The sequence below is a fragment of the Bhargavaea cecembensis DSE10 genome, assembly GCF_000348905.1.
Classification (GTDB): Bacteria; Bacillota; Bacilli; order Bacillales_A; family Planococcaceae; genus Bhargavaea; species Bhargavaea cecembensis.
This window is the reverse complement of sequence record NZ_AOFT01000007.1, coordinates 16,218-39,967: the sequence shown is the minus strand read 5'-3', so window position 1 is coordinate 39,967 and position 23,750 is coordinate 16,218. Positions and strand designations below refer to the sequence as shown.

At 56.1% G+C, this 23,750-nt stretch carries 37 protein-coding genes; all 37 read left to right on the top strand.

What is annotated here, in order from left to right; all coding sequences use genetic code 11:
* The first annotated feature begins 1 nt into the window (after position 1).
* On the top strand, positions 2 to 1,099 hold the full coding sequence (gene leuB, locus C772_RS07885) for a 3-isopropylmalate dehydrogenase (protein ID WP_008298892.1): 1,098 nt from the start codon (positions 2 to 4) through the stop codon (positions 1,097 to 1,099).
* An 18-nt stretch (positions 1,100 to 1,117) separates the two neighbouring features.
* Positions 1,118 to 2,527 (top strand): 3-isopropylmalate dehydratase large subunit, encoded by a 1,410-nt coding sequence (gene leuC, locus C772_RS07880; RefSeq protein WP_008298891.1) that lies wholly within the window; start codon positions 1,118 to 1,120, stop codon positions 2,525 to 2,527.
* A gap of 28 nt (positions 2,528 to 2,555) precedes the next feature.
* Entirely contained in the window at positions 2,556 to 3,146 is a 591-nt protein-coding gene (gene leuD / locus C772_RS07875) for a 3-isopropylmalate dehydratase small subunit (RefSeq protein ID WP_008298890.1), read from the top strand.
* Positions 3,147 to 3,514: 368 nt separating this feature from the next.
* Entirely contained in the window at positions 3,515 to 4,831 is a 1,317-nt protein-coding gene (locus C772_RS07870) for a Na+/H+ antiporter family protein (RefSeq protein WP_035001821.1), read from the top strand.
* Between the two features lie 799 nt (positions 4,832 to 5,630).
* The gene (gene rpsJ / locus C772_RS07865) at positions 5,631 to 5,939 is read left to right on the top strand and encodes a 30S ribosomal protein S10 (protein ID WP_008298888.1); all 309 of its coding nucleotides are present in this window, start codon (positions 5,631 to 5,633) and stop codon (positions 5,937 to 5,939) included.
* 45 nt (positions 5,940 to 5,984) lie between these two features.
* On the top strand, positions 5,985 to 6,611 hold the full coding sequence (gene rplC, locus C772_RS07860; protein ID WP_008298887.1) for a 50S ribosomal protein L3: 627 nt from the start codon (positions 5,985 to 5,987) through the stop codon (positions 6,609 to 6,611).
* 18 nt (positions 6,612 to 6,629) lie between these two features.
* Positions 6,630 to 7,253, top strand: a complete 624-nt coding sequence (gene rplD, locus C772_RS07855) for a 50S ribosomal protein L4 (protein ID WP_008298886.1) — start codon at positions 6,630 to 6,632, stop codon at positions 7,251 to 7,253.
* Positions 7,253 to 7,537 carry a 50S ribosomal protein L23 gene (gene rplW, locus C772_RS07850; RefSeq protein WP_008298885.1) on the top strand — a complete coding sequence of 95 codons (285 nt, stop codon included), beginning with the start codon at positions 7,253 to 7,255 and terminating at the stop codon, positions 7,535 to 7,537. Before rplD ends, rplW begins: the two co-directional genes overlap by 1 nt.
* 41 nt (positions 7,538 to 7,578) lie before the next feature.
* Complete coding sequence (rplB, locus tag C772_RS07845; RefSeq protein ID WP_008298883.1) at positions 7,579 to 8,409, top strand: 50S ribosomal protein L2; 831 nt, start codon at positions 7,579 to 7,581, stop codon at positions 8,407 to 8,409.
* A 60-nt stretch (positions 8,410 to 8,469) separates the two neighbouring features.
* On the top strand, positions 8,470 to 8,748 hold the full coding sequence (gene rpsS / locus C772_RS07840) for a 30S ribosomal protein S19 (protein WP_008298882.1): 279 nt from the start codon (positions 8,470 to 8,472) through the stop codon (positions 8,746 to 8,748).
* Between the two features lie 19 nt (positions 8,749 to 8,767).
* Positions 8,768 to 9,112, top strand: coding sequence for a 50S ribosomal protein L22 (gene rplV / locus C772_RS07835; protein ID WP_008298880.1), 345 nt, complete (start codon positions 8,768 to 8,770; stop codon positions 9,110 to 9,112).
* 3 nt (positions 9,113 to 9,115) lie between these two features.
* A complete protein-coding gene (rpsC, locus tag C772_RS07830) occupies positions 9,116 to 9,772 on the top strand; it encodes a 30S ribosomal protein S3 (protein WP_008298879.1) in 657 nt (218 codons plus the stop codon).
* Between the two features lie 2 nt (positions 9,773 to 9,774).
* Positions 9,775 to 10,209, top strand: coding sequence for a 50S ribosomal protein L16 (rplP, locus tag C772_RS07825; RefSeq protein ID WP_008298878.1), 435 nt, complete (start codon positions 9,775 to 9,777; stop codon positions 10,207 to 10,209).
* Positions 10,199 to 10,399, top strand: a complete 201-nt coding sequence (rpmC, locus tag C772_RS07820; protein ID WP_008298877.1) for a 50S ribosomal protein L29 — start codon at positions 10,199 to 10,201, stop codon at positions 10,397 to 10,399. The genes rplP and rpmC overlap by 11 nt, the downstream gene beginning before the upstream one ends.
* Before the next feature lie 18 nt (positions 10,400 to 10,417).
* Positions 10,418 to 10,681: a 30S ribosomal protein S17 gene (gene rpsQ / locus C772_RS07815; RefSeq protein ID WP_008298876.1), complete on the top strand. Its 264-nt coding sequence runs from the start codon at positions 10,418 to 10,420 to the stop codon at positions 10,679 to 10,681.
* Between the two features lie 31 nt (positions 10,682 to 10,712).
* Positions 10,713 to 11,081: a 50S ribosomal protein L14 gene (rplN, locus tag C772_RS07810; protein ID WP_008298875.1), complete on the top strand. Its 369-nt coding sequence runs from the start codon at positions 10,713 to 10,715 to the stop codon at positions 11,079 to 11,081.
* 36 nt (positions 11,082 to 11,117) lie between these two features.
* Positions 11,118 to 11,453 (top strand): 50S ribosomal protein L24, encoded by a 336-nt coding sequence (gene rplX, locus C772_RS07805; RefSeq protein ID WP_008298874.1) that lies wholly within the window; start codon positions 11,118 to 11,120, stop codon positions 11,451 to 11,453.
* Positions 11,454 to 11,480: 27 nt separating this feature from the next.
* Positions 11,481 to 12,020: a 50S ribosomal protein L5 gene (gene rplE / locus C772_RS07800; protein ID WP_008298872.1), complete on the top strand. Its 540-nt coding sequence runs from the start codon at positions 11,481 to 11,483 to the stop codon at positions 12,018 to 12,020.
* Between the two features lie 19 nt (positions 12,021 to 12,039).
* Positions 12,040 to 12,225 (top strand): type Z 30S ribosomal protein S14, encoded by a 186-nt coding sequence (locus C772_RS16355; protein ID WP_008298870.1) that lies wholly within the window; start codon positions 12,040 to 12,042, stop codon positions 12,223 to 12,225.
* A 30-nt stretch (positions 12,226 to 12,255) separates the two neighbouring features.
* Positions 12,256 to 12,654: a 30S ribosomal protein S8 gene (gene rpsH / locus C772_RS07795; RefSeq protein WP_008298867.1), complete on the top strand. Its 399-nt coding sequence runs from the start codon at positions 12,256 to 12,258 to the stop codon at positions 12,652 to 12,654.
* Between the two features lie 30 nt (positions 12,655 to 12,684).
* Positions 12,685 to 13,224 carry a 50S ribosomal protein L6 gene (gene rplF / locus C772_RS07790; RefSeq protein WP_008298866.1) on the top strand — a complete coding sequence of 180 codons (540 nt, stop codon included), beginning with the start codon at positions 12,685 to 12,687 and terminating at the stop codon, positions 13,222 to 13,224.
* 31 nt (positions 13,225 to 13,255) lie between these two features.
* Positions 13,256 to 13,615, top strand: coding sequence for a 50S ribosomal protein L18 (gene rplR, locus C772_RS07785; protein WP_008298864.1), 360 nt, complete (start codon positions 13,256 to 13,258; stop codon positions 13,613 to 13,615).
* Between the two features lie 22 nt (positions 13,616 to 13,637).
* Positions 13,638 to 14,135, top strand: a complete 498-nt coding sequence (gene rpsE, locus C772_RS07780; protein WP_008298862.1) for a 30S ribosomal protein S5 — start codon at positions 13,638 to 13,640, stop codon at positions 14,133 to 14,135.
* Between the two features lie 13 nt (positions 14,136 to 14,148).
* Complete coding sequence (gene rpmD / locus C772_RS07775) at positions 14,149 to 14,328, top strand: 50S ribosomal protein L30 (protein ID WP_008298860.1); 180 nt, start codon at positions 14,149 to 14,151, stop codon at positions 14,326 to 14,328.
* 33 nt (positions 14,329 to 14,361) lie between these two features.
* Complete coding sequence (rplO, locus tag C772_RS07770; protein WP_008298858.1) at positions 14,362 to 14,802, top strand: 50S ribosomal protein L15; 441 nt, start codon at positions 14,362 to 14,364, stop codon at positions 14,800 to 14,802.
* Complete coding sequence (gene secY, locus C772_RS07765; RefSeq protein ID WP_008298856.1) at positions 14,802 to 16,097, top strand: preprotein translocase subunit SecY; 1,296 nt, start codon at positions 14,802 to 14,804, stop codon at positions 16,095 to 16,097. Before rplO ends, secY begins: the two co-directional genes overlap by 1 nt.
* A gap of 52 nt (positions 16,098 to 16,149) precedes the next feature.
* Positions 16,150 to 16,797: an adenylate kinase gene (locus C772_RS07760; RefSeq protein WP_008298853.1), complete on the top strand. Its 648-nt coding sequence runs from the start codon at positions 16,150 to 16,152 to the stop codon at positions 16,795 to 16,797.
* A 298-nt stretch (positions 16,798 to 17,095) separates the two neighbouring features.
* On the top strand, positions 17,096 to 17,314 hold the full coding sequence (gene infA / locus C772_RS07755; protein ID WP_008298852.1) for a translation initiation factor IF-1: 219 nt from the start codon (positions 17,096 to 17,098) through the stop codon (positions 17,312 to 17,314).
* 35 nt (positions 17,315 to 17,349) lie between these two features.
* A complete protein-coding gene (gene rpmJ / locus C772_RS16350) occupies positions 17,350 to 17,463 on the top strand; it encodes a 50S ribosomal protein L36 (protein ID WP_076758849.1) in 114 nt (37 codons plus the stop codon).
* Positions 17,464 to 17,486: 23 nt separating this feature from the next.
* A complete protein-coding gene (gene rpsM / locus C772_RS07750) occupies positions 17,487 to 17,852 on the top strand; it encodes a 30S ribosomal protein S13 (RefSeq protein WP_008298850.1) in 366 nt (121 codons plus the stop codon).
* A 25-nt stretch (positions 17,853 to 17,877) separates the two neighbouring features.
* Positions 17,878 to 18,267, top strand: coding sequence for a 30S ribosomal protein S11 (rpsK, locus tag C772_RS07745; RefSeq protein WP_008298848.1), 390 nt, complete (start codon positions 17,878 to 17,880; stop codon positions 18,265 to 18,267).
* 132 nt (positions 18,268 to 18,399) lie between these two features.
* The gene (locus tag C772_RS07740; protein ID WP_008298847.1) at positions 18,400 to 19,341 is read left to right on the top strand and encodes a DNA-directed RNA polymerase subunit alpha; all 942 of its coding nucleotides are present in this window, start codon (positions 18,400 to 18,402) and stop codon (positions 19,339 to 19,341) included.
* A 47-nt stretch (positions 19,342 to 19,388) separates the two neighbouring features.
* On the top strand, positions 19,389 to 19,769 hold the full coding sequence (rplQ, locus tag C772_RS07735; protein ID WP_008298846.1) for a 50S ribosomal protein L17: 381 nt from the start codon (positions 19,389 to 19,391) through the stop codon (positions 19,767 to 19,769).
* Positions 19,770 to 20,231: 462 nt separating this feature from the next.
* Positions 20,232 to 21,077, top strand: coding sequence for an energy-coupling factor ABC transporter ATP-binding protein (locus C772_RS07730; RefSeq protein WP_008298845.1), 846 nt, complete (start codon positions 20,232 to 20,234; stop codon positions 21,075 to 21,077).
* A complete protein-coding gene (locus C772_RS07725) occupies positions 21,053 to 21,925 on the top strand; it encodes an energy-coupling factor ABC transporter ATP-binding protein (RefSeq protein ID WP_008298844.1) in 873 nt (290 codons plus the stop codon). Before C772_RS07730 ends, C772_RS07725 begins: the two co-directional genes overlap by 25 nt.
* Positions 21,922 to 22,719 carry an energy-coupling factor transporter transmembrane component T family protein gene (locus C772_RS07720; protein ID WP_008298843.1) on the top strand — a complete coding sequence of 266 codons (798 nt, stop codon included), beginning with the start codon at positions 21,922 to 21,924 and terminating at the stop codon, positions 22,717 to 22,719. The genes C772_RS07725 and C772_RS07720 overlap by 4 nt, the downstream gene beginning before the upstream one ends.
* Positions 22,720 to 22,993: 274 nt before the next feature.
* A complete protein-coding gene (gene truA / locus C772_RS07715; RefSeq protein WP_008298842.1) occupies positions 22,994 to 23,740 on the top strand; it encodes a tRNA pseudouridine(38-40) synthase TruA in 747 nt (248 codons plus the stop codon).
* Positions 23,741 to 23,750 lie beyond the last annotated feature (10 nt).

Genomic DNA, 23,750 nt, shown 5'->3' with positions numbered 1-23,750 from the left:
CATGGAAAAGACAATTGCCGTATTGCCCGGAGACGGAATCGGCCCTGAAGTGACAAGGGCCGCCGTCAAGGTCCTGAAGCTTATTGCACGCCGCTATCAGCACGAATTCAATTTTTCCTACGGCCTCATCGGCGGAGCGGCAATTGACGCCCTCGACAACCCGTTCCCGAAAGAGACGGCCGACGCCTGCAAGACGGCCGATGCCGTTCTCCTGGGTGCCGTCGGGGGACCGAAATGGGACAACAATCCGTCCGAACTCCGCCCGGAGAAGGGGCTGCTTGCCATCCGCAAACATTTCGGCCTGTTCGCAAACCTCCGTCCCGTCAAGGCGGTCCCTGCTCTTCTGGCCTCTTCTCCGCTAAAAGAGGAAAAGGCGGCAGGCGTCGATCTCATGATTGTCCGCGAGCTGACCGGAGGCCTCTACTTCGGGGAAAAGGCCCGCACGGCAGACGATGCATATGACACGCTTGTCTACTCCAGAGAAGAAATCAGCCGCATCGTCGAGCAGGCATTCGAGCTTGCCCGTGTGAGAAGGGGCAAAGTGACTTCCGTCGACAAGGCCAACGTCCTGGAGTCCAGCCGGCTCTGGCGGGAGGTCGTCGAGGAGAAGAAGGCAGCTTATCCGGATGTCACGGTCGAGCACCAGCTGGTCGACTCCTGTGCGATGAAGCTGATCACGGATCCGTCCGCATTCGACGTCGTGGTGACGGAGAACATGTTCGGGGACATCCTGAGCGACGAAGCATCGGTCATCACCGGCTCCCTCGGAATGCTGCCGTCCGCTAGCATCCGCACCGACGGCTTCGGCCTGTACGAGCCGGTACACGGTTCCGGCCCGGACATCGCCGGCAAGGGAATTGCGAACCCGGCAGCGGCCATTCTGTCGGCCGCGATGATGCTCCGCTACTCGTTCGGCATGGAGACCGAGGCAGCAGCAATCGAGGAAGCGGTCCAGACCGTTCTCGAAGACGGCTGCCGCACGGCAGACCTCGCCGAGGCGGAAGGACGATCCCTCACGACAGAAGAATGGACCGACAAAGTCATCGAGCAGCTCGACGCGGAAGCCGTGTCGGAAGATATTATGTTTTCGTACATGTAAAACAGGAGGCGGAACGCAATGGCAAAGACAATCATCGATAAAATCTGGGACCGGCACATCGTCGTCGGGGAACCGGGCAAACCGGATCTCCTCTACATCGACCTCCATCTTCTTCACGAAGTCACGTCTCCTCAGGCGTTTGAAGGTCTGCGCCTGAACGGGCGCAAAGTCCGCCGCCCCGACCTCTGCTTCGCGACGATGGACCACAACGTGCCGACGGTCAACCGCAAGGTGATTAAAGACCCGATCGCGCGCAAGCAGATCCGCACACTGGCGGAAAACTGCGAGGAGTTCGGCGTACCGCTCGCGGACGTCGACCATCCAGACCAGGGAATCGTCCATGTCATCGGGCCCGAGCTCGGGCTTACCCAGCCGGGCAAGACAATCGTCTGCGGTGACTCCCATACTTCGACGCACGGCGCATTCGGCGCACTCGCTTTCGGTATCGGAACAAGCGAGGTCGAGCACGTGCTGTCCACACAGACGCTCTGGCAGTCCCGCCCGAAGACACTGGAGATCCGCATCGATGGTGAGATTGCCCCGGGCGTTGCCGCCAAGGACATCATCTTGGCGATCATCTCCAAGTTCGGTACCGACATGGGCACGGGCCACATCGTGGAGTATACGGGTGAAGCCATCCGCAAGCTCACGATGGAAGAGCGGATGACCATCTGCAACATGTCCATTGAAGCAGGAGCCCGTGCAGGCCTCATCAGCCCGGACGAGACGACTGTGGAGTATCTCCGCGGGCGCAAATATGCACCGCAGGGCGAGGCATTCGACAAGGCTGCCGAGGACTGGCTTTCCCTCGCTTCCGATGAAGGGGCAACATACGACAGGTCTGTCTCGATCCATGCGGATGAAATCGAACCGTTCATCACCTGGGGCACAAACCCGGGTATGGGTGCCGGAATCTCCGGCCGCGTCCCGCTCGCTTCGGATTATGCCAACGAGCTTGAGCGCGATTCCTTCCTCCGGGCCATCGAATATATGGGCCTTGAAGAAGGGCAGAAGTTTACCGACATCGAGATCCAGCACGTCTTTATCGGATCCTGCACAAACGCCCGCCTGAGTGACCTTCGCGAAGCGGCACGCGTGATCGAAGGCAAGAAAGTCCGCGACGGCGTCAGAGCCATGGTCGTGCCGGGCTCCCGGACAGTCAAGAAACAGGCTGAAGAGGAAGGCCTCGACAAGGTCTTCACCGAAGCCGGCTTTGAATGGCGTGAATCGGGATGCAGCATGTGCCTCGCCATGAACGACGATGTCGTACCGGCAGGCGAACGCTGTGCATCCACATCCAACCGGAACTTCGAAGGACGGCAGGGGACGGGTGCGCGAACGCACCTCATGAGTCCGGCGATGGCCGCAGCCGCAGCCATCAATGGCCGATTCACCGACGTCCGCGAAGAATTTGCCGTCCACGCCTGAAGCGGGACGATGAAAGGAGGCTGCATCCATGAAACCGATCAATGAAGTCACCAGTATCCTCACACCGCTCGACCGGAGCAACGTCGACACCGACCAGATCATCTCCAAGGAATTCCTGAAGCGCATCGAACGGACCGGATTCGGCAAGTACCTGTTTTACCACTGGCGCTTTGACGCCGAGGGCAATAAGAAAGACGGATTCGTCCTGAACGATCCGCGCTTTGATGGGTCCGAGATCCTGGTCGCACGCGAAAACTTCGGCTGCGGCTCGTCCCGCGAACACGCGCCGTGGGCCATCCTGGACTATGGGTTCCGCGTCGTCATCGCGCCGAGCTACGCAGATATCTTCTATAATAACTGCCTGAAAAACTGCATCCTGCCGATCAGGCTGCAGGAAGAGGAAGTGGAAGAACTCCTCGCCAAGGGCAAGGCAGAACCGGTCCGTCTTGAGGTCAACCTCGCAGAACAGACCGTCACGCAGCCGGACGGCACCGTCCACCGGTTCGACATCGACCCGTACTGGAAGGAAATGCTCCTGAACGGCTGGGACGAAATTGCTCTGACCTTCAAATACGAAGACCAGATCACGAAATACGAAAAAACCATGCAGCGCGCATAACCGGAAAACCGGCAGGCCCCTTTTGGGAGCCTGCCGGCTTTTTTGTTTGTGGAGATGTGCTGCGGCAGGGAAGAGCGCTCATGGATTTGTATGAGCGCTTGTTGCCGTTCTACGAGCGCTTAAGCCGCTTCTACGAGCGGTTATGCCTGTTCTATGAGCGCTTGCACCGGTTCTATGAGCGGTTGAGGCAACTCCGGATGCACTTTGCGCCTCATAACGTGACAGTGAGCGCTTCTGCCAGCCCATCCAGTCACGGCCAGTCAGTCGACTTTAGAGGGTTGACAGTCTGTGGCCGCCATGATAATCTAATAACATTCATTTTAACGCTTTACCATGATAAAGTAGTGAAGCGAAAAGGGGTACTTGTTATGAATGCAGTGATCATTGCGGTCGCCATCATGCTGATCTTGAGTCTTCTCCGGGTCAATGTGGTGCTGGCGCTGGCGGTCGGCGCACTTGCCGGCGGTCTGGCAGGCGGCCTTTCCATAAATGAAACAATCGAGGCCTTCACCGGCGGTCTCGGAGGCGGGGCGACCATCGCACTCAGTTATGCGCTCCTCGGAGGATTTGCGGTCGCGATCTCCCGAACCGGCATCCCGGAGGTGCTCGTCAAACTTATTCTGAAGGTTGTCGGCAATGAAGGGGAGGGGGAGCGAAAAGGGCTTGCCAAGGCACTGATCATCCTGATCCTGCTTCTGGTCGCTATCTCGTCCCAGAACCTGATTCCGATCCATATCGCTTTTGTTCCGCTGCTCGTGCCGCCGATTCTCCACATCCTCGACATGCTGAAAATCGACCGGCGGCTCATCGCCTGTGTGCTTGCATTTGGACTCATCGCTCCTTATGTCCTGCTGCCTTACGGATTCGGCCTCCTCTTCCATGAGGTCATCGCCAATCAGATGGCACTTGCGGGGCTGGAGATCGACATGGCGGATATCCCGTCGGCCATGGCCCTCCCGGTTGCCGGCATGGCCCTCGGGCTGATCATCGCCATTTTCATCTCCTACCGGAAACCGCGTGACTACGGAAACAGCGAGGCCATCTCGAACGGGCCGGATCGGGAAGTCCGGACACGCAATATCGTCTTTACGGTCATCGCGCTCGCGGCTGCTCTTGCCGGCCAGATCACGACCGATTCGATGATCATCGGTGCCATTTCCGGTATTGCGGTACTTTACGCAACCGGCGCCGTCCGCTGGAAAGAAGCGGACGAGCTCCTGAACGACGGAATGAAGATGATGGCCTTCGTCGGCTTTGTCATGATTACGGCAAACGGTTTTGCCGCCGTCATCCAGGCAACCGGCCACGTCCAGGCGCTTGTCGAATCCGCCAGCGGCATGCTCGGCGACAACAAGAGCGTGGCGGCACTGATCATGCTCCTCGTCGGCCTGCTGGTCACGATGGGCATCGGCTCCTCGTTCGCGACGATCCCGATCATCGCCGCCATCTTCGTTCCGCTCAGCGTCGAGTTCGGCTTCAGCACACTGGCGATCATCTCGCTGATCGGAACGGCCGGAGCACTCGGCGACGCCGGCTCACCGGCATCCGACTCCACACTCGGACCGACCGCCGGACTCAACGCCGACGGCAAGCACAACCACATCTGGGACACTTGCGTCCCGACCTTCATCCACTACAACATCCCCCTCATCATCTTCGGCTGGATCGCAGCCATGATTCTCTGAGGGAACAGAAAAAAGCTCCGGGCTGCCGGGGCGTAAACTGTAGACAAAGTGAGCTGCTTGCTCCTTTTTCTGCAGTTTTTTCTTTTACTAAAAATCCTGCGGATTTAAGCTGCAGGCCCTCGCTTACCGCGGGCGTTGCCTTAGCCTCCTCGAGCTTCGCTCTGCGGGTTCTTCGGCTAACGCTTTTCCCGCAGGTGTCTCGGGCCCTCCGCTACAATCCGTTCATAGGTCTGTTGTAACCAAAGATGATAATTGAAAGTCCCGTATCCTCTAAGCTTTGGCTTTTTTCTATACCTCAAAGCACCAGAAACGATTACCTTCTATATAAATAACTGATCAATATTCACCTGTTGATTGGAGTGAAGGGCGGCGACTCCTGCGGAAAAGGAAGCGCGGAGAGACCCTGCAAGGGGCTCGATGCCTTCCCCGCGGAAAGCGTCCGCCCGTAACGGAAATCAGCTTCTTTAATTTGGGGAAGATTTAAGATAACAAAGTGTCCCCAGGAGCCGAAGGATGACTTCCTTCCATATAAAAATCCCACTCACAGCAACCTAATATTCCGACTCTTTCCTTACTGATTGCATCCTGAGCCAAACCGTTATATAATTCTAGGGTCCAGCAAAGAATCTCGCGCGTAATGCTTGCGAGGCTCTTCCGTTTTGTGTATAATACGGAATGTTGGTCATTTGACTGCGATGAAGCGGGAGGTTGCTGACACACCCGGCCGCTTTGCCATGGCGGTGTGCAGGAGATTTCCGTGGAGAATTGTCTTGAAAAAAGGCGAAAGGGAGGGAAAGTAATGGCAAAACAAAAAATCCGTATCCGTTTGAAAGCGTACGACCACCGTATCCTCGATCAATCAGCTGAGAAGATTGTAGAAACGGCAAAACGTTCTGGTGCAAGTGTTTCGGGTCCGATCCCGCTTCCGACAGAGCGTTCGGTTTACACGATTCTTCGTGCGGTCCACAAGTACAAGGACTCGCGTGAACAGTTCGAGATGCGCACACACAAGCGTCTGATCGACATCGTCAACCCGACACCAAAAACGGTTGATGCGCTCATGAAGCTTGATCTGCCATCCGGCGTAGACATCGAAATCAAACTTTAATCAACACAAAATAAAAAAACACACAGAATGCAGGAGGTGTGACGAATGACCAAAGGAATCTTGGGTAGAAAGATCGGCATGACACAAGTCTTCGCTGAAAACGGCGATCTCATCCCGGTAACTGTCATCGAAGCGGCACCAAACGTTGTCCTTCAAAAGAAGACAGCAGAAACGGACGGCTACGAAGCAGTCCAGATCGGCTTCGAAGACAAGCGCGAGAAGCTCGCGAACAAACCGGAAAAAGGCCATGCAGCAAAAGCAGAAACTGCGCCTAAGCGCTTCGTTCGCGAATTCCGCGGAGAGGACACGGCCGATTATGAAGTTGGTCAGGAAGTCAACGTAGAAATTTTCGCAGCTGGCGATTTCGTCGATATTACAGGTGTCACAAAAGGTAAAGGATTCCAGGGTGTCATCAAGCGCCACGGGCATGCCCGCGGACCGATGAGCCACGGTTCCCACTTCCACCGCGCACCTGGTTCGCTCGGTCCGGTTGACCCGGCACGCGTCTTCAAGGGCATGAAGTCCCCAGGCCGCATGGGCAGCGACACCGTAACGATCCAAAACCTCGAAATTGTAAAAGTTGACGCAGAGCGCAACCTGCTCCTCGTCAAAGGGAATGTGCCGGGCGCACGCAAGTCGCTCGTAAAAGTTCGCGCATCCCTCAAGAAATAAGGAAAGGAGGACAACACAATGCCAAAAGTATCCGTACTTAATCAAACTGGCGCTTCCGTCGGCGAAGTTGAACTGAGCGAATCCGTATTCGGAATCGAGCCGAACGAAGCCGTTCTTTTTGAAGCGATCATCTCCCAGCGCGCATCGCTGCGCCAGGGTAACCACAAAACGAAGCAGCGCGGAGAAGTAGCAGGCGGAGGCCGCAAGCCATGGCGCCAAAAAGGCACAGGCCGTGCGCGTCAAGGCTCCACCCGTTCCCCGCAATGGCGCGGAGGCGGCACCGTATTCGGTCCGGTTCCACGCAGCTACAGCTACAAGCTTCCTAGGAAAGTCCGCCGTCTGGCACTCCGTTCGGCACTTTCCGCGAAAGTCCGCGAAGAAAGCCTCGTCGTACTCGACGCACTCACTTTCGACGCACCTAAGACGAAAGCATTCGTTCAGGTCCTGAAAGATCTTTCCGTCGACAAAAAAGCATTGTTCGTCACTGCAGAGCTCGATGAAAACGTGGCACTGTCCGCACGCAACATCCCGGGCGTCACAGTCGTCTCCGCAAACGGCATCAACGTCCTCGACCTGGTCGGCCATGACAAGCTTGTCATGACTAAATCCGCGGTCGAAAAAGTACAGGAGGTGCTTGGTTAATGGATGCACGTGATGTATTGAAGCGTCCGGTCATTACCGAGCGTTCCGCGCAAGCGATGGAAGAGAAAAAATACACGTTCGATGTAGACGTACGCGCCAACAAGACACAGGTCAAACAGGCCGTCGAAGAAGTCTTCGGTGTCAAGGTCGAGAAAGTCAACATCATGAACGTCAAAGGCAAGTTCAAGCGTATGGGCCGTTTCGGCGGATACACGAACAAACGCCGCAAAGCCATCGTCAAACTGACGGCTGACTCTAAAGACATCGAACTTTTCGAAGCGTAAGACTTACGCTCTGAACCCATAAAACAAGAGGAGGGAAAACAATGGCGATCAAGAAGTACAAACCGACTTCCAACGGCCGACGCAACATGACGGCTTCCGACTTCGCAGAGATCACAACTGACAAGCCGGAAAAATCGCTCCTCGCGCCTAAACACCGCAAGGGCGGCCGCAACAACCAAGGCCGTACGACTGTCCGCCACCAAGGCGGCGGGCACAAGCGCCAATACCGTGTCATCGACTTCCAACGCCGGAAAGATGGCATTCCGGGACGCGTTGCTACGATCGAATACGATCCGAACCGTTCCGCGAACATCGCACTGATCAACTACGTGGACGGGGAAAAGCGTTACATCCTCGCTCCTAAAGGCCTCAAGGTCGGCATGGAAATCATGTCCGGTCCTGAAGCAGACATCAAAGTGGGGAACGCACTCCCTCTCGAAAACATTCCGATGGGTGCGACGATCCACAACATCGAACTGAAGCCTGGCAAAGGCGGACAGCTTGTCCGTTCCGCGGGTACATCCGCTCAGGTTCTCGGTAAGGAAGGCAAGTACGTCATCGTCCGTCTCCAGTCCGGCGAAGTCCGCATGATCCTCGGCACATGCCGCGCGACAATCGGCCAGGTCGGCAACGAGCAGCACGAACTGATCAACATCGGTAAAGCAGGACGTTCCCGCTGGATGGGCAAGCGCCCGACAGTACGCGGTTCCGTCATGAACCCGAACGATCACCCGCACGGTGGTGGTGAAGGCCGCGCGCCAATCGGACGTCCATCCCCGGTCACGCCTTGGGGCAAGCCGGCACTTGGTCTCAAAACCCGCAAGAAGAAAAACAAATCGGACGACTACATCATTCGTCGCCGCAAAAAATAATGTGGTTTCTCAGCGGTTCACGGGGTGGGCCGCCGGGCAATCACGGAGGGAGGTACCAAAATGGGTCGCAGCTTGAAAAAAGGACCTTTTGTGGATGATCATCTCATGAAAAAGGTCGAAGCACAGAACGAAAACGAGAAGAAGCAGGTCATTAAAACTTGGTCCCGCCGCTCTACAATCTTCCCGAACTTTGTCGGCAACACGATTGCTGTCTACGACGGACGCAAACATGTACCGGTTTTCGTAACGGAAGATATGGTCGGCCACAAACTGGGTGAATTTGCACCTACACGCACTTACCGCGGTCATGGAGCCGACGATAAGAAAACGAAACGCTAATTGAGAGGAGGTACTCCTGATGCAACAAGCAAAAGCCGTAGCCCGCACAATCCGGATTGCTCCTCGCAAAGTCCGTTTGGTCGTCGACCTGATCCGGGGCAAGCAAGTGGGTGAAGCGGTCGCAATCCTGCGACTTACACCGAAAGCCGCATCGCCGGTTGTCGAGAAAGTATTGAAATCCGCAATTGCCAACGCAGAGCACAACTACGACCTGGACGTCAACAACCTCGTCGTCAGTGAAGTATTCGTAGATGAAGGCCCGACGCTCAAGCGTTTCCGCCCACGTGCACAAGGCCGTGCAACTGCAATCAACAAACGTACTAGCCACATCACAGTAGTGGTATCCGAGAAGAAGGAGGGATAATTCGTGGGTCAAAAAGTACATCCAAATGGTATGCGACTCGGAGTCATCCGTGACTGGGAGTCGAAATGGTATGCAGAAAAAGACTATGCAACTCTTCTCCATGAAGACCTTAAGATTCGCGAGTACATCGATGAGCGCCTGAAAGACGCTTCTCTGTCCCAGGTCGAGATCGAGCGTGCTGCGAACCGTGTGAACATCACGATCCATACAGCGAAGCCCGGCATGGTAATCGGGAAGGGCGGTTCTGAAGTTGAAGCGCTCCGCAAAGAACTCAACGCACTCTCAGGCAAGCGTGTGCACATCAACATCGTTGAAGTGAAGCGTGCAGATCTTGATGCGAAACTTGTCGCAGAAAACATCGCCCGCCAGCTTGAACAGCGTGCATCGTTCCGCCGTGCCCAGAAACAAGCGATCCAGCGCACAATGCGTGCAGGCGCTAAAGGGATCCGCACAATGGTATCGGGACGCCTCGGCGGCGCCGACATCGCCCGTGCCGAACACTACAGCGAAGGTACTGTACCGCTCCATACACTCCGTGCCGACATCGACTACGCTCACGCGGAAGCCGATACAACATACGGCAAACTCGGCGTAAAAGTATGGATCTACCGCGGTGAAGTCCTTCCTGAGAAGAAGAAATCCGAGGAAGGAGGCAACTGATCATGTTGATGCCTAAACGTGTTAAGCACCGTCGTGTACACCGCGGTAAAATGCGCGGAGAAACAAAAGGCGGCGGCACAGTGAACTTCGGTGAGTACGGCCTCCAGGCTGTTGAAGCCGGCTGGATCACCAACCGTCAGATCGAATCTGCCCGTATCGCCATGACCCGTTACATGAAGCGTGGCGGTAAGGTCTGGATCAAGATCTTCCCTCATAAGCCATATACGAAAAAGCCTCTTGAAGTCCGGATGGGTTCCGGTAAAGGTGCCGTTGAAGGATGGGTGGCTGTCGTGAAGCCAGGCCGTGTTATGTTTGAAATCGCTGGGGTCTCTGAAGAGGTTGCCCGTGAAGCGCTGCGTCTCGCATCGCACAAACTGCCGGTTAAGAGCAAGTTTGTAAAACGCGAAGAAATTGGTGGTGAATCGAATGAAAGCTAAGGATATCCGTGATCTGACCACTGCTGAGATCGAACAAAAAGTGAAGTCGCTGAAAGAAGAGCTCTTCAACCTGCGTTTCCAGCTTGCTACCGGCCAACTCGAGAACACAGCTCGCATTCGTGAGGTGCGCAAGTCGATCGCGCGCATGAAGACAGTTATTCGCCAACGCGAACTCAGCGCCAACAACTGATAAAAGGAGGCTGCAAGCATGTCTGAGCGTAACCAACGCAAAGTTTACACAGGCCGCGTCGTTTCCGACAAAATGGATAAGACGATCACGGTTGTTGTCGAGACTTACAAGAAACACCCTGTCATCGGCAAACGTGTGAAATACTCGAAAAAATATAAAGCTCATGATGAAAACAATGTTGCAAAAACAGGCGACATCGTCCGCATCATGGAAACTCGCCCGCTTTCCGCTACGAAGCGTTTCCGCCTTGTAGAGGTCGTTGAAAAAGCGATTATCATCTGATCGGAATTTAACTTGAGAGGAGGTACCCTCGATGATCCAACAAGAGAGTCGTATGAAAGTCGCTGACAACTCCGGCGCACGTGAAGTCCTCACGATCAAAGTGCTCGGCGGTTCCGGCCGTAAGACAGCGAACATCGGCGACGTCGTCGTCTGCACCGTCAAGAAAGCAACACCAGGTGGCGTTGTTAAGAAAGGTGACGTCGTGAAGGCAGTTGTCGTCCGTACGAAGAGCGGTGTCCGCCGCAAAGATGGTTCTTACATCAAGTTCGACGAGAACGCATGCGTCATCATCCGTGACGACAAAGGCCCGCGCGGTACGCGTATCTTCGGACCTGTCGCACGTGAGCTGCGCGACAACAACTTCATGAAAATCATTTCCCTCGCTCCGGAAGTTCTTTAATCCATAGGGTAGTGCCAACCAAGGAGGTGCAAGAGAATGCACGTTAAAAAAGGTGATAAAGTCCAGGTGATCACAGGAAAAGACAAAGGGAAAACCGGCGTCATCCTTGCTGCATTCCCTAAGAAAGACCGTGTCATCGTGGAAGGTGTCAACATCATCAAGAAGCACACAAAGCCGAACCAGGAAAGCCCTCAGGGCGGCATCGTGAGCAAAGAAGCCCCAATCCACGTTTCCAACGTAATGCTGCTTGATCCGAAATCGGGCGAACCGACTCGCATCGGCTACAAAGAAGTAGAACAAGACGGCAAAATGGTCACAGTCCGCGTTTCCAAGAAATCCGGCGAGATCATTGCTGACCCATACAAGAAATAAGCGACTTAGAGGAAGGAGGTACTCCTGATGAACCGCCTGAAAGAGAAATTCAAAACAGACATCACACCTGCTCTCATGAGCAAGTTTGAATACAGCTCGGTTATGCAAGTGCCGAAAATCGAAAAGATCGTCATCAACATGGGTGTCGGTGACGCTGTCCAGAACAGCAAGTCCCTCGACTCCGCTGTAGAGGACCTCGAAATCATCTCCGGCCAAAAACCGGTCGTCACGAAAGCGAAGAAATCGATCGCCGGCTTCCGCCTCCGTGAAGGAATGCCGATCGGTACGAAAGTAACGCTCCGCGGTGAGCGCATGTATGATTTCCTCGACAAGCTGGTTTCCATCGCGCTTCCGCGTGTCCGCGACTTCCGCGGCGTATCGAAGAACGCGTTTGACGGCCGCGGCAACTACACGCTCGGCGTCAAAGAACAGCTGATCTTCCCGGAAATCGATTACGATAAAGTATCCAAAGTCCGTGGCATGGACATCGTCATCGTCACGACTGCTAACACGGACGAAGAAGCCCGTGAGCTCCTGACGCAGCTCGGCATGCCATTCCAAAAGTAAACGAAAGGGAGGCGAAATTGTGGCTAAGAAATCGATGATCGCGAAGCAAAAGCGCACACCGAAATACAAAGTGCAGGAATACACACGCTGCGAGCGTTGCGGACGTCCTCACTCCGTATATCGTAAATTTAAGCTTTGCCGTATTTGTTTCCGTGAACTTGCATACAAAGGGCAACTGCCTGGCGTCAAGAAGGCCAGCTGGTAATCCCTATACCTGGGAAGGAGGTACAACACAATGACTATGAGTGATCCGATCGCAGATATGCTTACGCGTATCCGTAACGCCAACATGGTACGCCATGAAAAGCTGGAAGTTCCTGCTTCCAACATGAAAAAAGAGATCGCCGAAATCCTGAAACGCGAAGGATTTGTCCGCGACGTTGAATATATCGAAGATGATAAGCAGGGGATCATCCGGATCTTCCTCAAATACGGTCAGGACAACGAACGTGTGATCACGGGCCTGAAGCGTATTTCGAAGCCGGGTCTGCGCGTATACGCAAAGACAAACGAAATCCCTAAAGTCCTGAACGGCCTGGGCATCGCCCTCGTCTCGACTTCTCACGGTGTCATCACCGACAAAGAAGCACGTGCTAAGAAAGTCGGCGGCGAAGTCGTCGCATACGTCTGGTAATCTGCTACAAACGAATGGAGGTGCACACACATGTCCCGTATTGGCAATAAGCTGATCGAAGTGCCTGAAAGCGTGACTGTCACCATTGCGGATGACAACACGGTCACGGTCAAAGGCCCGAAAGGCGAACTCACTCGCAAACTGAGCAGTGACATCACGATCAACCAGGACGGCAACGTGATCACATTCACACGCCCGTCCGACAACAAAGAACACCGCGCGATCCACGGAACGACCCGTTCGCTCCTGAACAACATGGTCGAAGGCGTCTCGAAAGGCTTCGAAAAGTCCCTCGAGCTCGTTGGTGTCGGTTACCGTGCGCAAAAACAGGGCAACAAGCTCGTCCTGAACGTCGGTTACTCCCACCCGGTCGAGTTCACTCCTGAAGAAGGCGTGGAAATCGAAGTTCCTTCGAACACGAAAGTCATCGTCCGCGGTTACAACAAAGAGCACGTCGGCGCGCTCGCTTCCAACATCCGTGCCGTACGCCCGCCTGAGCCGTACAAAGGCAAAGGGATCCGCTACGAAGGCGAACAAGTCCGCCGCAAAGAAGGTAAGACAGGTAAATAATGCCGCATAGGCATCGAAAGGAGTGACCACGATGATTACGAAACAGGACAAGAACCAGGTCCGCAAAAAGCGCCATGCACGTGTGCGTTCCAAGATCAGTGGCACTGCCGAGCGTCCGCGCCTGAACATCTTCCGGTCCAACAAGCATATCTATGCTCAGCTGATCGACGATGCAAACGGTGTGACACTCGCAAGTGCGTCCACTATGGACAAAGGTTTCGAAGGTTCCACTTCGAACACTGAAGCAGCAGTGAAAGTCGGCGAAACAATCGCCAAGGCAGCTGTTGAAAAGAACATCAAATCTGTTGTCTTCGACCGTGGGGGATACCTCTATCACGGCCGTGTGAAGGCTCTGGCAGATGCAGCCCGTGAAAACGGACTCGAATTCTAATTAAAAGGAGGGACCCATACACATGCGTCGCAATGAAGTGAAAAGTGAGTTCGAAGAACGCGTAGTTACGATCAACCGCGTAGCGAAAGTCGTAAAGGGCGGACGTCGTTTCCGCTTCACGGCACTCGTCGTCGTCGGCGACAAGAATGGCCGTGTCGGTTTTGGTACTGGTAAAGCACAGGAAGTTCCGGATGCGATCCGCAAGGCAGTCGAGGATGCGAAAAAGAACCTCATCAACGTTCCTATGGTCAAGGGCACAACGCCACACGAAGTGACCGGACGTTATGGTGCAGGCTCCGTCTTCATCAAACCTGCTGCCCCTGGTACCGGTGTTATCGCCGGCGGCCCTGTCCGCGCAGTACTTGAACTTGCAGGCATCACGGACATCCTTTCGAAATCCCTCGGTTCCAACACGCCGATCAACGTCATCCGTGCAACGATCGCAGGTCTTCAGGACCTCAAGCGTGCCGAGGAAGTTGCAAAACTCCGTGGCAAATCCGTAGAAGAACTGCTGGGTTGAGGGGGGAAAACTAATGGCTAAGCTCGAAATCACCCTTAAGAAGAGCGTGATCGGGGCGAAACCGGCTCAACGCAAAACGGTTGAAGCTCTCGGTCTGCGCAAGACGAACCAAACGGTCGAACACGAAGACAACGCTGCGATCCGCGGCATGCTGAACAAAGTCGGCCATCTCGTCGAAGTTAAAGAAAACTAATCTTTCATCAAATCATAAGGAGGTGCCAGTCAAATGAAACTGCATGAACTGAAACCTGCAAAAGGATCCCGCAAAGAACGCAACCGTGTGGGCCGTGGACCTGGTTCGGGCAACGGCAAGACGTCCGGCCGCGGTGCAAACGGTCAAAACTCGCGTTCCGGCGGCGGTGTACGCCTCGGCTTCGAAGGTGGCCAGATGCCTCTTTTCCAGAGCCTGCCTAAGCGTGGCTTCACGAACATCAACCGCAAGGAATATGCCATCGTGAACCTCGAAACGCTTAACCGCTTCGAAGAAGGCACGGAAGTCACTCCAGCGCTCCTGCTCGAAACAGGCGTCGTGAGCAAGGAGAAATCCGGCATCAAGATCCTCGGCAACGGTCAGCTTGAGAAAAAGCTTACTGTACAGGCTCACAAATTCTCTGCTTCCGCTAAAGAGGCCATCGAGAACGCAGGCGGCTCCGTCGAGGTGATCTAATGTTTGAGACCATCTCCAACTTTATGCGTGTTCCGGAAATCCGGAAGAAAATCCTATTTACGCTGGCGCTGCTCATCGTCTTCCGGCTCGGGACCTTCATCCCGGTGCCGAACGTGGACGCGTCGGCACTCCAGGCAGCCGATCAATTCAGCCTGATCGGCTTTCTGAACACGTTCGGGGGCGGTGCGCTCGCGAACTTCTCCATTCTGGCGATGGGCATCATGCCGTACATCACGGCATCGATCATCGTCCAGCTCCTCCAGATGGATGTCGTCCCGAAATTCGCCGAGTGGGCGAAACAGGGCGAGGTCGGCCGGAGGAAGCTGGCCCAGTTCACCAGATACTTCACGATCGTCCTGGCATTTATCCAGTCGATCGCCATGTCGTACGGCTTTAACCGCATGTACGGCGGCACGCTGATCCAGAACGACAGCATTGCGACTTACCTCGTCATTGCAGTTGTCCTGACAGCAGGCACGGCGTTCCTCCTCTGGCTTGGTGAGCAGATCACCGAGAACGGGGTGGGGAACGGGATCTCGATCATCATCTTCGCGGGTATCGTTGCGGCGATCCCGAATGCGGTGAACCAGATCTATGCGCAGCAGATCCAGGATGCAGGGGACCAGCTGTTCCTGAACATCCTCATTCTGATCCTCCTTGCACTCGCGGTCGTCGCCATCACGGTCGGCGTCGTGTATTTCCAGGAGGCGCTCCGGAAAATTCCGGTGCAGTATGCCAAGCGTGTCACGGGCCGCGGCCGCCAGCAGGCCGGCCAGCAGACCCACCTGCCATTGAAAGTAAACGCGGCCGGCGTTATTCCAGTCATCTTCGCCGTCGCGTTCATCATAACCCCACAATCGATTGCATCGTTCTTCGGCCAGAACCGCTGGACGGCGGCGATCATCGAAATCTTCGACTATACGAAGCCGGTGGGGATGATCATCTATGTAGCGCTCATCATTGCCTTCACGTACTTCTATGCGTTCATCCAGGTCAACCCTGAGAACGTATCGGACAATCTGAAGAAACAGGGCGCCTACATCCCGGGCATCCGCCCGGGCCAGGACACCCAGAACTACCTGACCCGTGTCCTGAACCGCCTGACCTTCGTCGGAGCGCTCTTCCTTGCGGTCATCTCGGTCCTGCCGATCTTCTTCATCAACCTGGCAGGCCTCCCGCAGTCCGTGCAGATCGGCGGCACCAGCCTCCTGATCGTTGCCGGGGTTGCGCTCCAGACGATGAAACAGCTGGAATCCCAGCTCGTCAAGCGGCACTACAAAGGCTTTATGAAGTGATCTGCTGCCGGTTCCGGCCGGCGGCACAAAACACTGTAGGAGGGCACGACGTATGAACATCGTATTGATGGGCCTGCCGGGCGCCGGTAAAGGCACCCAGGCGGACAGGATTGTCGAGAAGTACGAAATCCCTCATATCTCTACAGGCGACATGTTCCGTTCCGCTATTCAAGAGGGAACGGAACTCGGTCTGAAGGCAAAGCAGTTCATGGATGAAGGGGCGCTCGTCCCTGATGAAGTGACCGTGGGCATCGTCCGTGAACGCCTGTCGAAGCAGGACTGCGAGCAAGGCGTCCTTTTGGACGGCTTCCCGCGGACGGTCGCACAGGCGGAAGCACTGGACGAAATCATGTCCGGGCTCGGCCGGAAGATCGACCATGTCATCAATATCCGGGTGGAGCATGACGAACTCGTCAAACGGCTGACCGGCCGCCGCATCTGCAAAGAATGCGGAACTTCCTACCACCTTGTCTTCAACCCTCCCGAACAGGACGGGGTCTGCGACAAGGACGGCGGGGAGCTCTACCAGCGCGCCGACGACAACCCGGAGACCGTCAATAACCGCCTGGAAGTGAATATGAAACAGAGTGAACCGCTCCTCGCCTACTACGGCGACAAAGGCGTTCTGACCCACATCGACGGGCAGCAGGACATCGAAGTCGTATTTGAGGACATCGACCGGCTGCTCCGGGGCAACTGAACCCGTGCCGGGGAGGCGAGACGATCCTGTTTTATGGCATGTGACGGCAGACCATGTCCGCCGGCCGCTGCGAACGGCGGGCATGGCGCGGAAATGCAGGCATGGCGGGACTCCGTCCATGCAATGCAGTCCGGAACAAGGTATAATGGGGACCGTGGATCCGTCCGCTTTTCGGACTGGGAAGCGGAATCCATTGGTAGTCTTTCGGACATCTCTCATGCAGACCGTTCATATGTTTGAAGGTAGGGCGCAGCGGGACGAAGAGAGACCTGATTCTAACATGAAGGGATGATGATGGATGGCGAAAGATGATTTAATCGAAGTGGAAGGCAAGGTCGTCGAGACTCTGCCAGGAGCTAATTTTCAAGTGGAACTCGAAAACGGCCATACGATCCTTGCGCACGTTTCCGGAAAGATGCGGATGCACTATATCCGGATCCTGCCGGGTGACCGTGTGACAGTGGAACTTTCCCCCTACGATCTGACCCGTGGCCGTATCACATACCGTTACAAATGATCTAAGCACTCCGGACGATAAGGAGGTTCTATGCGATGAAAGTAAGACCATCTGTTAAGCCGATCTGCGAAAAGTGCAAAGTCATCCGCCGTCGCGGTCGGGTCATGGTAATCTGTGAAAACCCGAAACATAAACAACGCCAAGGCTAAACCCTAAGGAGGTGCACGAATATATGGCACGTATTGCTGGTGTAGACGTACCGCGCGAGAAGCGCGTAGTCATCGCTCTCACTTACATCTACGGAGTCGGTAAAACGACTTCCCAGAAGATCCTCGCCGGCGCAGGCGTTTCCGAAGAGACTCGCGTCCGCGACCTCACTGACGCCGAGCTCGACAAGATCCGTGAACAAATCGACAGCCTGAAAGTTGAAGGTGACCTTCGCCGTGAAACGAACCTCAACATCAAGCGTCTGATGGAAATCGGCAGCAACCGTGGAATCCGCCACCGCCGCGGCCTTCCTGTACGCGGTCAGCACACGAAGAACAACGCACGTACCCGTAAGGGCCCGCGCAAGACAGTCGCAAACAAGAAGAAATAATTAGTAAAGGAGGTAACTTCACACTATGGCACGTAGACAACAAACGCGTAAACGCCGCGTCAAAAAGAATATTGAATCCGGCATCGCACACATCCGTTCCACTTTCAACAACACAATCGTCACGATCACGGACACTCAAGGTAACGCAGTATCCTGGTCGAGCGCAGGTGCACTCGGATTCAAGGGCTCCCGTAAGTCCACGCCGTTCGCTGCCCAGATGGCTGCAGAAACTGCTGCACGCACATCGATGGAGCACGGCATGAAGACTCTCGAAGTAACGGTTAAAGGACCTGGTGCAGGCCGTGAAGCGGCAATCCGCGCACTGCAGGCTGCAGGCCTTGAAGTCACTGCGATCCGCGACGTAACACCGGTTCCTCACAACGGTTGCCGTCCTCCAAAACGCCGCCGTGTATAATGGCTGTCCGTCCATTGATTGAGAAACACGATTTACGGATAAACTGGTTTGTGAGAGTGCAATAGTTGTCTTGTATATCGATTTCCAATAGGAACTGCCATTCATGGACGTTTTGAGGGAGGGTGAATTTGAATGATCGAAATAGAAAAACCGAGGATTGAAGCTGTACAGACTGTGGAGAACACCTATGGAAAGTTTATCGTGGAGCCGCTTGAGCGGGGCTACGGAACCACCCTGGGGAATTCCCTGCGACGGATTCTTCTTTCTTCACTGCCGGGTGCCGCTGTAACATCCATCCAGATTGACGGAGTCCTCCACGAGTTTTCGACGGTGGACGGCGTAGTGGAAGATGTGGCATCGATCATCCTGAACGTGAAGCAGCTGGCCCTTAAAATCTACTCGGACGACGAAAAAGTCATCGAGATCGATGTGAAGGGCGAGAGCGAGGTAACGGCCGCAGACATCACGCATGACAGCGACGTTGAAATCCTCAATCCGGATCTGCACATTGCAACCGTCGGCAAGAACGGTCACCTCCGCATGCGCATGTATGCACAGCGCGGGCGCGGTTATGTTCCGGCTGACCGCAACAAACGTGAAGATCTGCCAATCGGCGTGATCCCGATCGACTCCATTTACACCCCAGTCTCACGCGTCAATTTCCAGGTGGAAAACACACGTGTCGGGCAGCTGTCCGATTACGATAAATTGACCCTCGACGTCTGGACCGATGGCAGCATCGGGCCGCAAGAGGCAATCTCGCTCGGATCCAGGATCCTGACCGAGCACCTCAACATCTTCGTCGGCCTCACGGATGAAGCACAGTCCGTCGAGATCATGGTGGAGAAGGAAGAAGACCAGAAGGAGAAGGTCCTCGAGATGACCATCGAGGAGCTCGACCTGAGCGTCCGTTCCTACAACTGCCTGAAGCGTGCCGGCATCAATACGGTGCTTGAGCTCGCGAACAAGACCGAAGATGAAATGATGAAAGTGCGCAACCTGGGCCGCAAGTCCCTCGAAGAGGTCAAGGCGAAGCTGACAGATCTCGGACTCGGCCTGCGTACGGAAGAATAAATCGTCCATAGCGGACCATCCAATTCACCCAAAAGGAGGGAAACTCGATGGGCTACAGAAAGTTAGGTCGTACAAGCTCCCAGCGTAAGGCGATGCTTCGTGACCTCGCAACCGATCTCATCATCAACGAACGCCTGCAGACGACTGAAACGCGTGCGAAAGAGCTCCGTTCCGTCGTTGAGAAAATGATCACTCTCGGAAAACGCGGTGATCTCCATGCACGCCGTCAGGCTGCCGAATTCATCCGTCGCGAACTCGTTACGACGACTGACGAAGAAGGCAACGAACAAACGGTCTATGCACTGCAGAAACTGTTCGACGATGTGGCACCTCGCTACGCTGAGCGCCAGGGCGGCTACACACGCATCATGAAGGTCGGCCCTCGTCGCGGTGACGGCGCACCGGTCGTCATCATCGAACTCGTTTAATTGCGTCAACGGAAAAGGGTGTGCGGTTACCTGAGTATGGACGGCACCCTTTTCTTTCTATAATGATTTATACGGCAAATGAAAAAGCTGAGCGTTATGATGGGCGGAGCAACTGCTTGCGTCCCGTCTAGCTCTCCGCACCCCATCATGGTCCCGGCGGTGTGAGCAGCCGCCGGGTCATGCCATACGACAAAAGCGCAGTCACCAGTTGGGGTGCGCGCTTTTTTTTTACATAATGACGGAAGCGGGAAGGCGCCGCGGAGCGTTTGGCGGTGAGACGCTGCGATATTCGGCTGAGACGTTGCTATATTTCATTGAGACGTTGCCATATCCGACTGAAACGTTGACATATTTCCCACAGGCCGCCGAAGTGCGCGCCAAACCCGCAGGGGCCGGACGACACGACCCGCAGATTCCGTTACAATAGACAGCAGAGTTGAGCGAAGCAGAGGAGGAATGACTATGGAACGGATCCTGTCCCTTCAGGACGTCCGTTTTACCTATACACCGGACGACCCTGACGGCCGCCATGCAGTCGACGGCGTTTCGTTCGATATGCATGCGGGCGAGTGGATTGCCGTCGTCGGCCACAACGGCTCGGGCAAGTCCACACTGGCACGGCTCATGATCGGCCTCCTGTTCCCGCAGGAGGGGACAGTGGGCCTGTTCGGTGACACGCTCACGGAGGACAACCTCTGGGAAAAACGCTCGCAGATGGGCATGGTGTTCCAGAATCCGGACAACCAGTTTGTCGGAGCGACCGTGCAGGACGATGTCGCGTTCGCCCTGGAGAACAACGGCATCCCGTTCGAGGAGATGACCCTCCGCGTGCAGAACGCGCTGAAGCAGGTCAAGATGGACACCTTCCTCGACCATGAGCCGCAGCACCTGTCGGGCGGCCAGAAGCAGCGTGTGGCCATCGCGGGTGCACTGGCGCTCCGGCCGAGGCTCCTGATCCTGGACGAGGCAACCTCGATGCTCGATCCCCAGGGGCGCGAGGAAGTGATCCGGGTCATCCTCGACCTGAGGGAGAAGACGGGCCTGTCCGTCATCTCGATCACCCATGACCTGGAGGAGGCCCTGCTTGCGGACCGCGTCGTGGTCATGAACGGCGGCCGGAAATTCGCGGAAGGGACGCCGCAGGAAGTTTTCCTGAAAGGGGAGGCACTGACGGAGCTCGGGCTTGATCTGCCGTTCGCCATGCGGCTGTCCGCGCTTCTCGGGGAGCAGGGGATCGGAACAGAGCCCGGAACAATGACGGAACGGAAGTTGGTGGAGCAGCTATGGACATTGCGCTCGAACAGGTAGGCTACACATACGCGGCGGGTACGCCGTTCCAGAAGCAGGCGCTCCATGACGTGAATGTCCGCATTCCGTCAGGCTCCTACACGGCGATCATCGGCCATACGGGCTCCGGCAAATCGACGCTCCTGCAGCACCTGAACGGCCTCCTGAAGCCGACGGCGGGCATCGTCCGGATCGGGGACACCCAAGTCACCAAGGAAACGAAGGGCAAGCAGCTGAAGCCGATCCGCCGCAAAGTCGGCATCGTCTTCCAGTTCCCCGAACATCAGCTGTTCGAAGAGAATGTGCTCAAGGACATCATGTTCGGCCCGCTGAACTTCGGCGTAGAGGAAGAAGAGGCGAAAGCCCGGGCGCTCAGGTGGATCGAACGCCTCGGCCTTCCGGAAGGGACGGCGGAAAAGTCGCCGTTTGACCTGTCCGGCGGCCAGATGCGCCGCGTGGCGATCGCCGGGGTGCTGGCGATGGAGCCGGATGTGCTCGTACTGGATGAGCCGACCGCTGGGCTGGACCCCGCCGGACGCAAGGAGATCATGGACCTGTTCTATGAACTCCATGAACAGCGGGACATGACGACGATCCTCGTCACCCACAGCATGGAGGACGCCGCGCGCTATGCGGACCACATGATCGTCATGCATGACGGCATGGACGTCCTGCAGGGGCCGCCCGGGGAAGTGTTCGCGGATGCGGAGCGCCTCGCAGAATGGCGCCTCGGCGTCCCGCGCACGGTCAGCTTCCAGCGGCTGTACGAGGAAGGCGCAGGACTGCCCCCTGGCCCACCGGCACTCACGGAAGAGCAGCTCGCGGCCTATCTCGCGGCGGATCTCGGGAAGGGGGGCGGCGCATCATGATGGAGAAAATGGTGTTCGGCCGCTATATTCCCGGAGATTCATTTGTCCACCGGCTCGATCCCCGATCGAAGCTGATCTTTGTCTTCATCTTCATTGCGGCCGTGTTCCTTGCGAACAATACCGTGAGCTACGCGCTGCTGCTCGCTTTTACGCTGCTGTCGATCCTTGCATCCAAGGTGCGCATCGGGTTCCTCATCGGCGGGCTGAAGCCGGTCATGTTCCTGATCGCATTCACATTCCTTTTGCACATCTTCTTCACGAAAGAAGGCGACCTGCTGTTCCAGCTTGGTTTCCTGAAGATCTATGAGGAAGGTCTGCGGCAGGGGATCTACATCTCGATCCGCTTCCTCGTGCTCGTATTGATGACGTCACTCCTCACACTCACGACGTCACCGATCTCGATCACGGACGGGCTGGAGGTGCTCTTGAACCCGCTGAAGAAAGTGAAGTTCCCGGTCCACGAGCTTGCCCTTATGATGTCGATCTCGCTCCGTTTTATCCCGACCCTGATGGACGAGACCGACAAGATCCTGAAGGCCCAGCTTGCCCGGGGCTCAGACATCTCGTCGGGCACGATGAAGGAACGCATCCAGGCGGTCGTCCCGCTGCTTGTCCCGCTCTTCGTCAGCGCCTTTAAGCGCGCCGAAGACCTCGCCGTCGCGATGGAAGTCCGCGGCTACCGGGGGGGAGAAGGGCGGACCCGCTACCGTCAATTAAAATGGGACTGGCGGGATACCACGGCGCTGCTGATCCTGCTCGCGGTGATCGTGGCCCTGTGGTTCCTGCGGGGATGACCATGCCGGCATGTGAGGATTCGGATAAAACCGGCCTGGATGGAATAAAGGCGCCGGAACTGGAGTAACAGCGTCCGGTTTGGAGTAACGGTAGCTGGAATTGGAGTAACGGCGCCGGAACTGGAGTAACGGTAGCCTTTCATTCGTACTTACAGCGTCCAGTCGTACTTAGCCGTCCTGATTCGTACTTACAGCATGCATTCTGGTCTTAGCACTCCGGTTTCGGACTTACACACTAGAAACACCGCCCCAACACCTGAAAGGAGAGAGTCCCATGCCACGCATCAAACTGATCATCGCCTATGACGGGAGCGGCTTCGAAGGCTACCAGATCCAGCCGAAGGGACGCACCGTCCAGGGCGAGCTGGAGCAGGCGCTCTCCGTGATCCATAAGGGGGAGGCGGTCCGTGTGCATGCATCCGGCCGCACCGATGCCGGCGTGCATGCGAGCGGGCAGGTCGTCCACTTCGATACACCGCTCGGCATCCCGGACGGCCGCTGGGCCATGGCGCTCAATACACGGCTTCCGGGGGCCATCCGTGTCCTCTCCGCGGAGACGGTGCCTGACAGCTTCCACGCGCGCTTCTCGGCGACGGGAAAGACCTACAGGTATATCTGGCACCTGTCCGACGTCATCAGCCCGTTCAGGCGGTATTTCACGACACCGTCGCTCGGTGTGAAGCCGGATGTCTCCCGCATGGAAGAGGGCGCACGGCACCTGGTCGGCACGCATGACTTCACGAGCTTCTGCTCGGCGAAGACCGATGTGGAGGACAAAGTCCGCACCGTCGAATCGATCCGGTTCGAAAGGCACGGAGAAGAGCTCCATATGGTGATCAGCGGGAGCGGCTTCCTGTACAACATGGTCCGCATTATCGCCGGCACGCTCTGGATGTGCGGAAAGGGAGAACTGGATCCCGGCGACCTCCCCGGCATCCTCGCCGCAAAGGACCGGTCCAGGGCCGGGAAAACCGCGCAGGCACAGGGTTTGTACCTCGAAAACGTGCGCTACGGGCAATGAAACAACTTTT

Bases quoted from the DNA above. Each gene is read 5' to 3' on its own strand.
- leuB (WP_008298892.1), top strand. From the start codon at position 2: ATGGAAAAGACAATTGCCGTATTGCCCGGAGACGGAATCGGCCCTGAA.
- leuC (WP_008298891.1), top strand. From the start codon at position 1,118: ATGGCAAAGACAATCATCGATAAAATCTGGGACCGGCACATCGTCGTC.
- leuD (WP_008298890.1), top strand. From the start codon at position 2,556: ATGAAACCGATCAATGAAGTCACCAGTATCCTCACACCGCTCGACCGG.
- C772_RS07870 (WP_035001821.1), top strand. From the start codon at position 3,515: ATGAATGCAGTGATCATTGCGGTCGCCATCATGCTGATCTTGAGTCTT.
- rpsJ (WP_008298888.1), top strand. From the start codon at position 5,631: ATGGCAAAACAAAAAATCCGTATCCGTTTGAAAGCGTACGACCACCGT.
- rplC (WP_008298887.1), top strand. From the start codon at position 5,985: ATGACCAAAGGAATCTTGGGTAGAAAGATCGGCATGACACAAGTCTTC.
- rplD (WP_008298886.1), top strand. From the start codon at position 6,630: ATGCCAAAAGTATCCGTACTTAATCAAACTGGCGCTTCCGTCGGCGAA.
- rplW (WP_008298885.1), top strand. From the start codon at position 7,253: ATGGATGCACGTGATGTATTGAAGCGTCCGGTCATTACCGAGCGTTCC.
- rplB (WP_008298883.1), top strand. From the start codon at position 7,579: ATGGCGATCAAGAAGTACAAACCGACTTCCAACGGCCGACGCAACATG.
- rpsS (WP_008298882.1), top strand. From the start codon at position 8,470: ATGGGTCGCAGCTTGAAAAAAGGACCTTTTGTGGATGATCATCTCATG.
- rplV (WP_008298880.1), top strand. From the start codon at position 8,768: ATGCAACAAGCAAAAGCCGTAGCCCGCACAATCCGGATTGCTCCTCGC.
- rplP (WP_008298878.1), top strand. From the start codon at position 9,775: ATGTTGATGCCTAAACGTGTTAAGCACCGTCGTGTACACCGCGGTAAA.
- rpmC (WP_008298877.1), top strand. From the start codon at position 10,199: ATGAAAGCTAAGGATATCCGTGATCTGACCACTGCTGAGATCGAACAA.
- rpsQ (WP_008298876.1), top strand. From the start codon at position 10,418: ATGTCTGAGCGTAACCAACGCAAAGTTTACACAGGCCGCGTCGTTTCC.
- rplN (WP_008298875.1), top strand. From the start codon at position 10,713: ATGATCCAACAAGAGAGTCGTATGAAAGTCGCTGACAACTCCGGCGCA.
- rplX (WP_008298874.1), top strand. From the start codon at position 11,118: ATGCACGTTAAAAAAGGTGATAAAGTCCAGGTGATCACAGGAAAAGAC.
- rplE (WP_008298872.1), top strand. From the start codon at position 11,481: ATGAACCGCCTGAAAGAGAAATTCAAAACAGACATCACACCTGCTCTC.
- rpsH (WP_008298867.1), top strand. From the start codon at position 12,256: ATGACTATGAGTGATCCGATCGCAGATATGCTTACGCGTATCCGTAAC.
- rplF (WP_008298866.1), top strand. From the start codon at position 12,685: ATGTCCCGTATTGGCAATAAGCTGATCGAAGTGCCTGAAAGCGTGACT.
- rplR (WP_008298864.1), top strand. From the start codon at position 13,256: ATGATTACGAAACAGGACAAGAACCAGGTCCGCAAAAAGCGCCATGCA.
- rpsE (WP_008298862.1), top strand. From the start codon at position 13,638: ATGCGTCGCAATGAAGTGAAAAGTGAGTTCGAAGAACGCGTAGTTACG.
- rpmD (WP_008298860.1), top strand. From the start codon at position 14,149: ATGGCTAAGCTCGAAATCACCCTTAAGAAGAGCGTGATCGGGGCGAAA.
- rplO (WP_008298858.1), top strand. From the start codon at position 14,362: ATGAAACTGCATGAACTGAAACCTGCAAAAGGATCCCGCAAAGAACGC.
- secY (WP_008298856.1), top strand. From the start codon at position 14,802: ATGTTTGAGACCATCTCCAACTTTATGCGTGTTCCGGAAATCCGGAAG.
- C772_RS07760 (WP_008298853.1), top strand. From the start codon at position 16,150: ATGAACATCGTATTGATGGGCCTGCCGGGCGCCGGTAAAGGCACCCAG.
- infA (WP_008298852.1), top strand. From the start codon at position 17,096: ATGGCGAAAGATGATTTAATCGAAGTGGAAGGCAAGGTCGTCGAGACT.
- rpmJ (WP_076758849.1), top strand. From the start codon at position 17,350: ATGAAAGTAAGACCATCTGTTAAGCCGATCTGCGAAAAGTGCAAAGTC.
- rpsM (WP_008298850.1), top strand. From the start codon at position 17,487: ATGGCACGTATTGCTGGTGTAGACGTACCGCGCGAGAAGCGCGTAGTC.
- rpsK (WP_008298848.1), top strand. From the start codon at position 17,878: ATGGCACGTAGACAACAAACGCGTAAACGCCGCGTCAAAAAGAATATT.
- C772_RS07740 (WP_008298847.1), top strand. From the start codon at position 18,400: ATGATCGAAATAGAAAAACCGAGGATTGAAGCTGTACAGACTGTGGAG.
- rplQ (WP_008298846.1), top strand. From the start codon at position 19,389: ATGGGCTACAGAAAGTTAGGTCGTACAAGCTCCCAGCGTAAGGCGATG.
- C772_RS07730 (WP_008298845.1), top strand. From the start codon at position 20,232: ATGGAACGGATCCTGTCCCTTCAGGACGTCCGTTTTACCTATACACCG.
- C772_RS07725 (WP_008298844.1), top strand. From the start codon at position 21,053: ATGGACATTGCGCTCGAACAGGTAGGCTACACATACGCGGCGGGTACG.
- C772_RS07720 (WP_008298843.1), top strand. From the start codon at position 21,922: ATGATGGAGAAAATGGTGTTCGGCCGCTATATTCCCGGAGATTCATTT.
- truA (WP_008298842.1), top strand. From the start codon at position 22,994: ATGCCACGCATCAAACTGATCATCGCCTATGACGGGAGCGGCTTCGAA.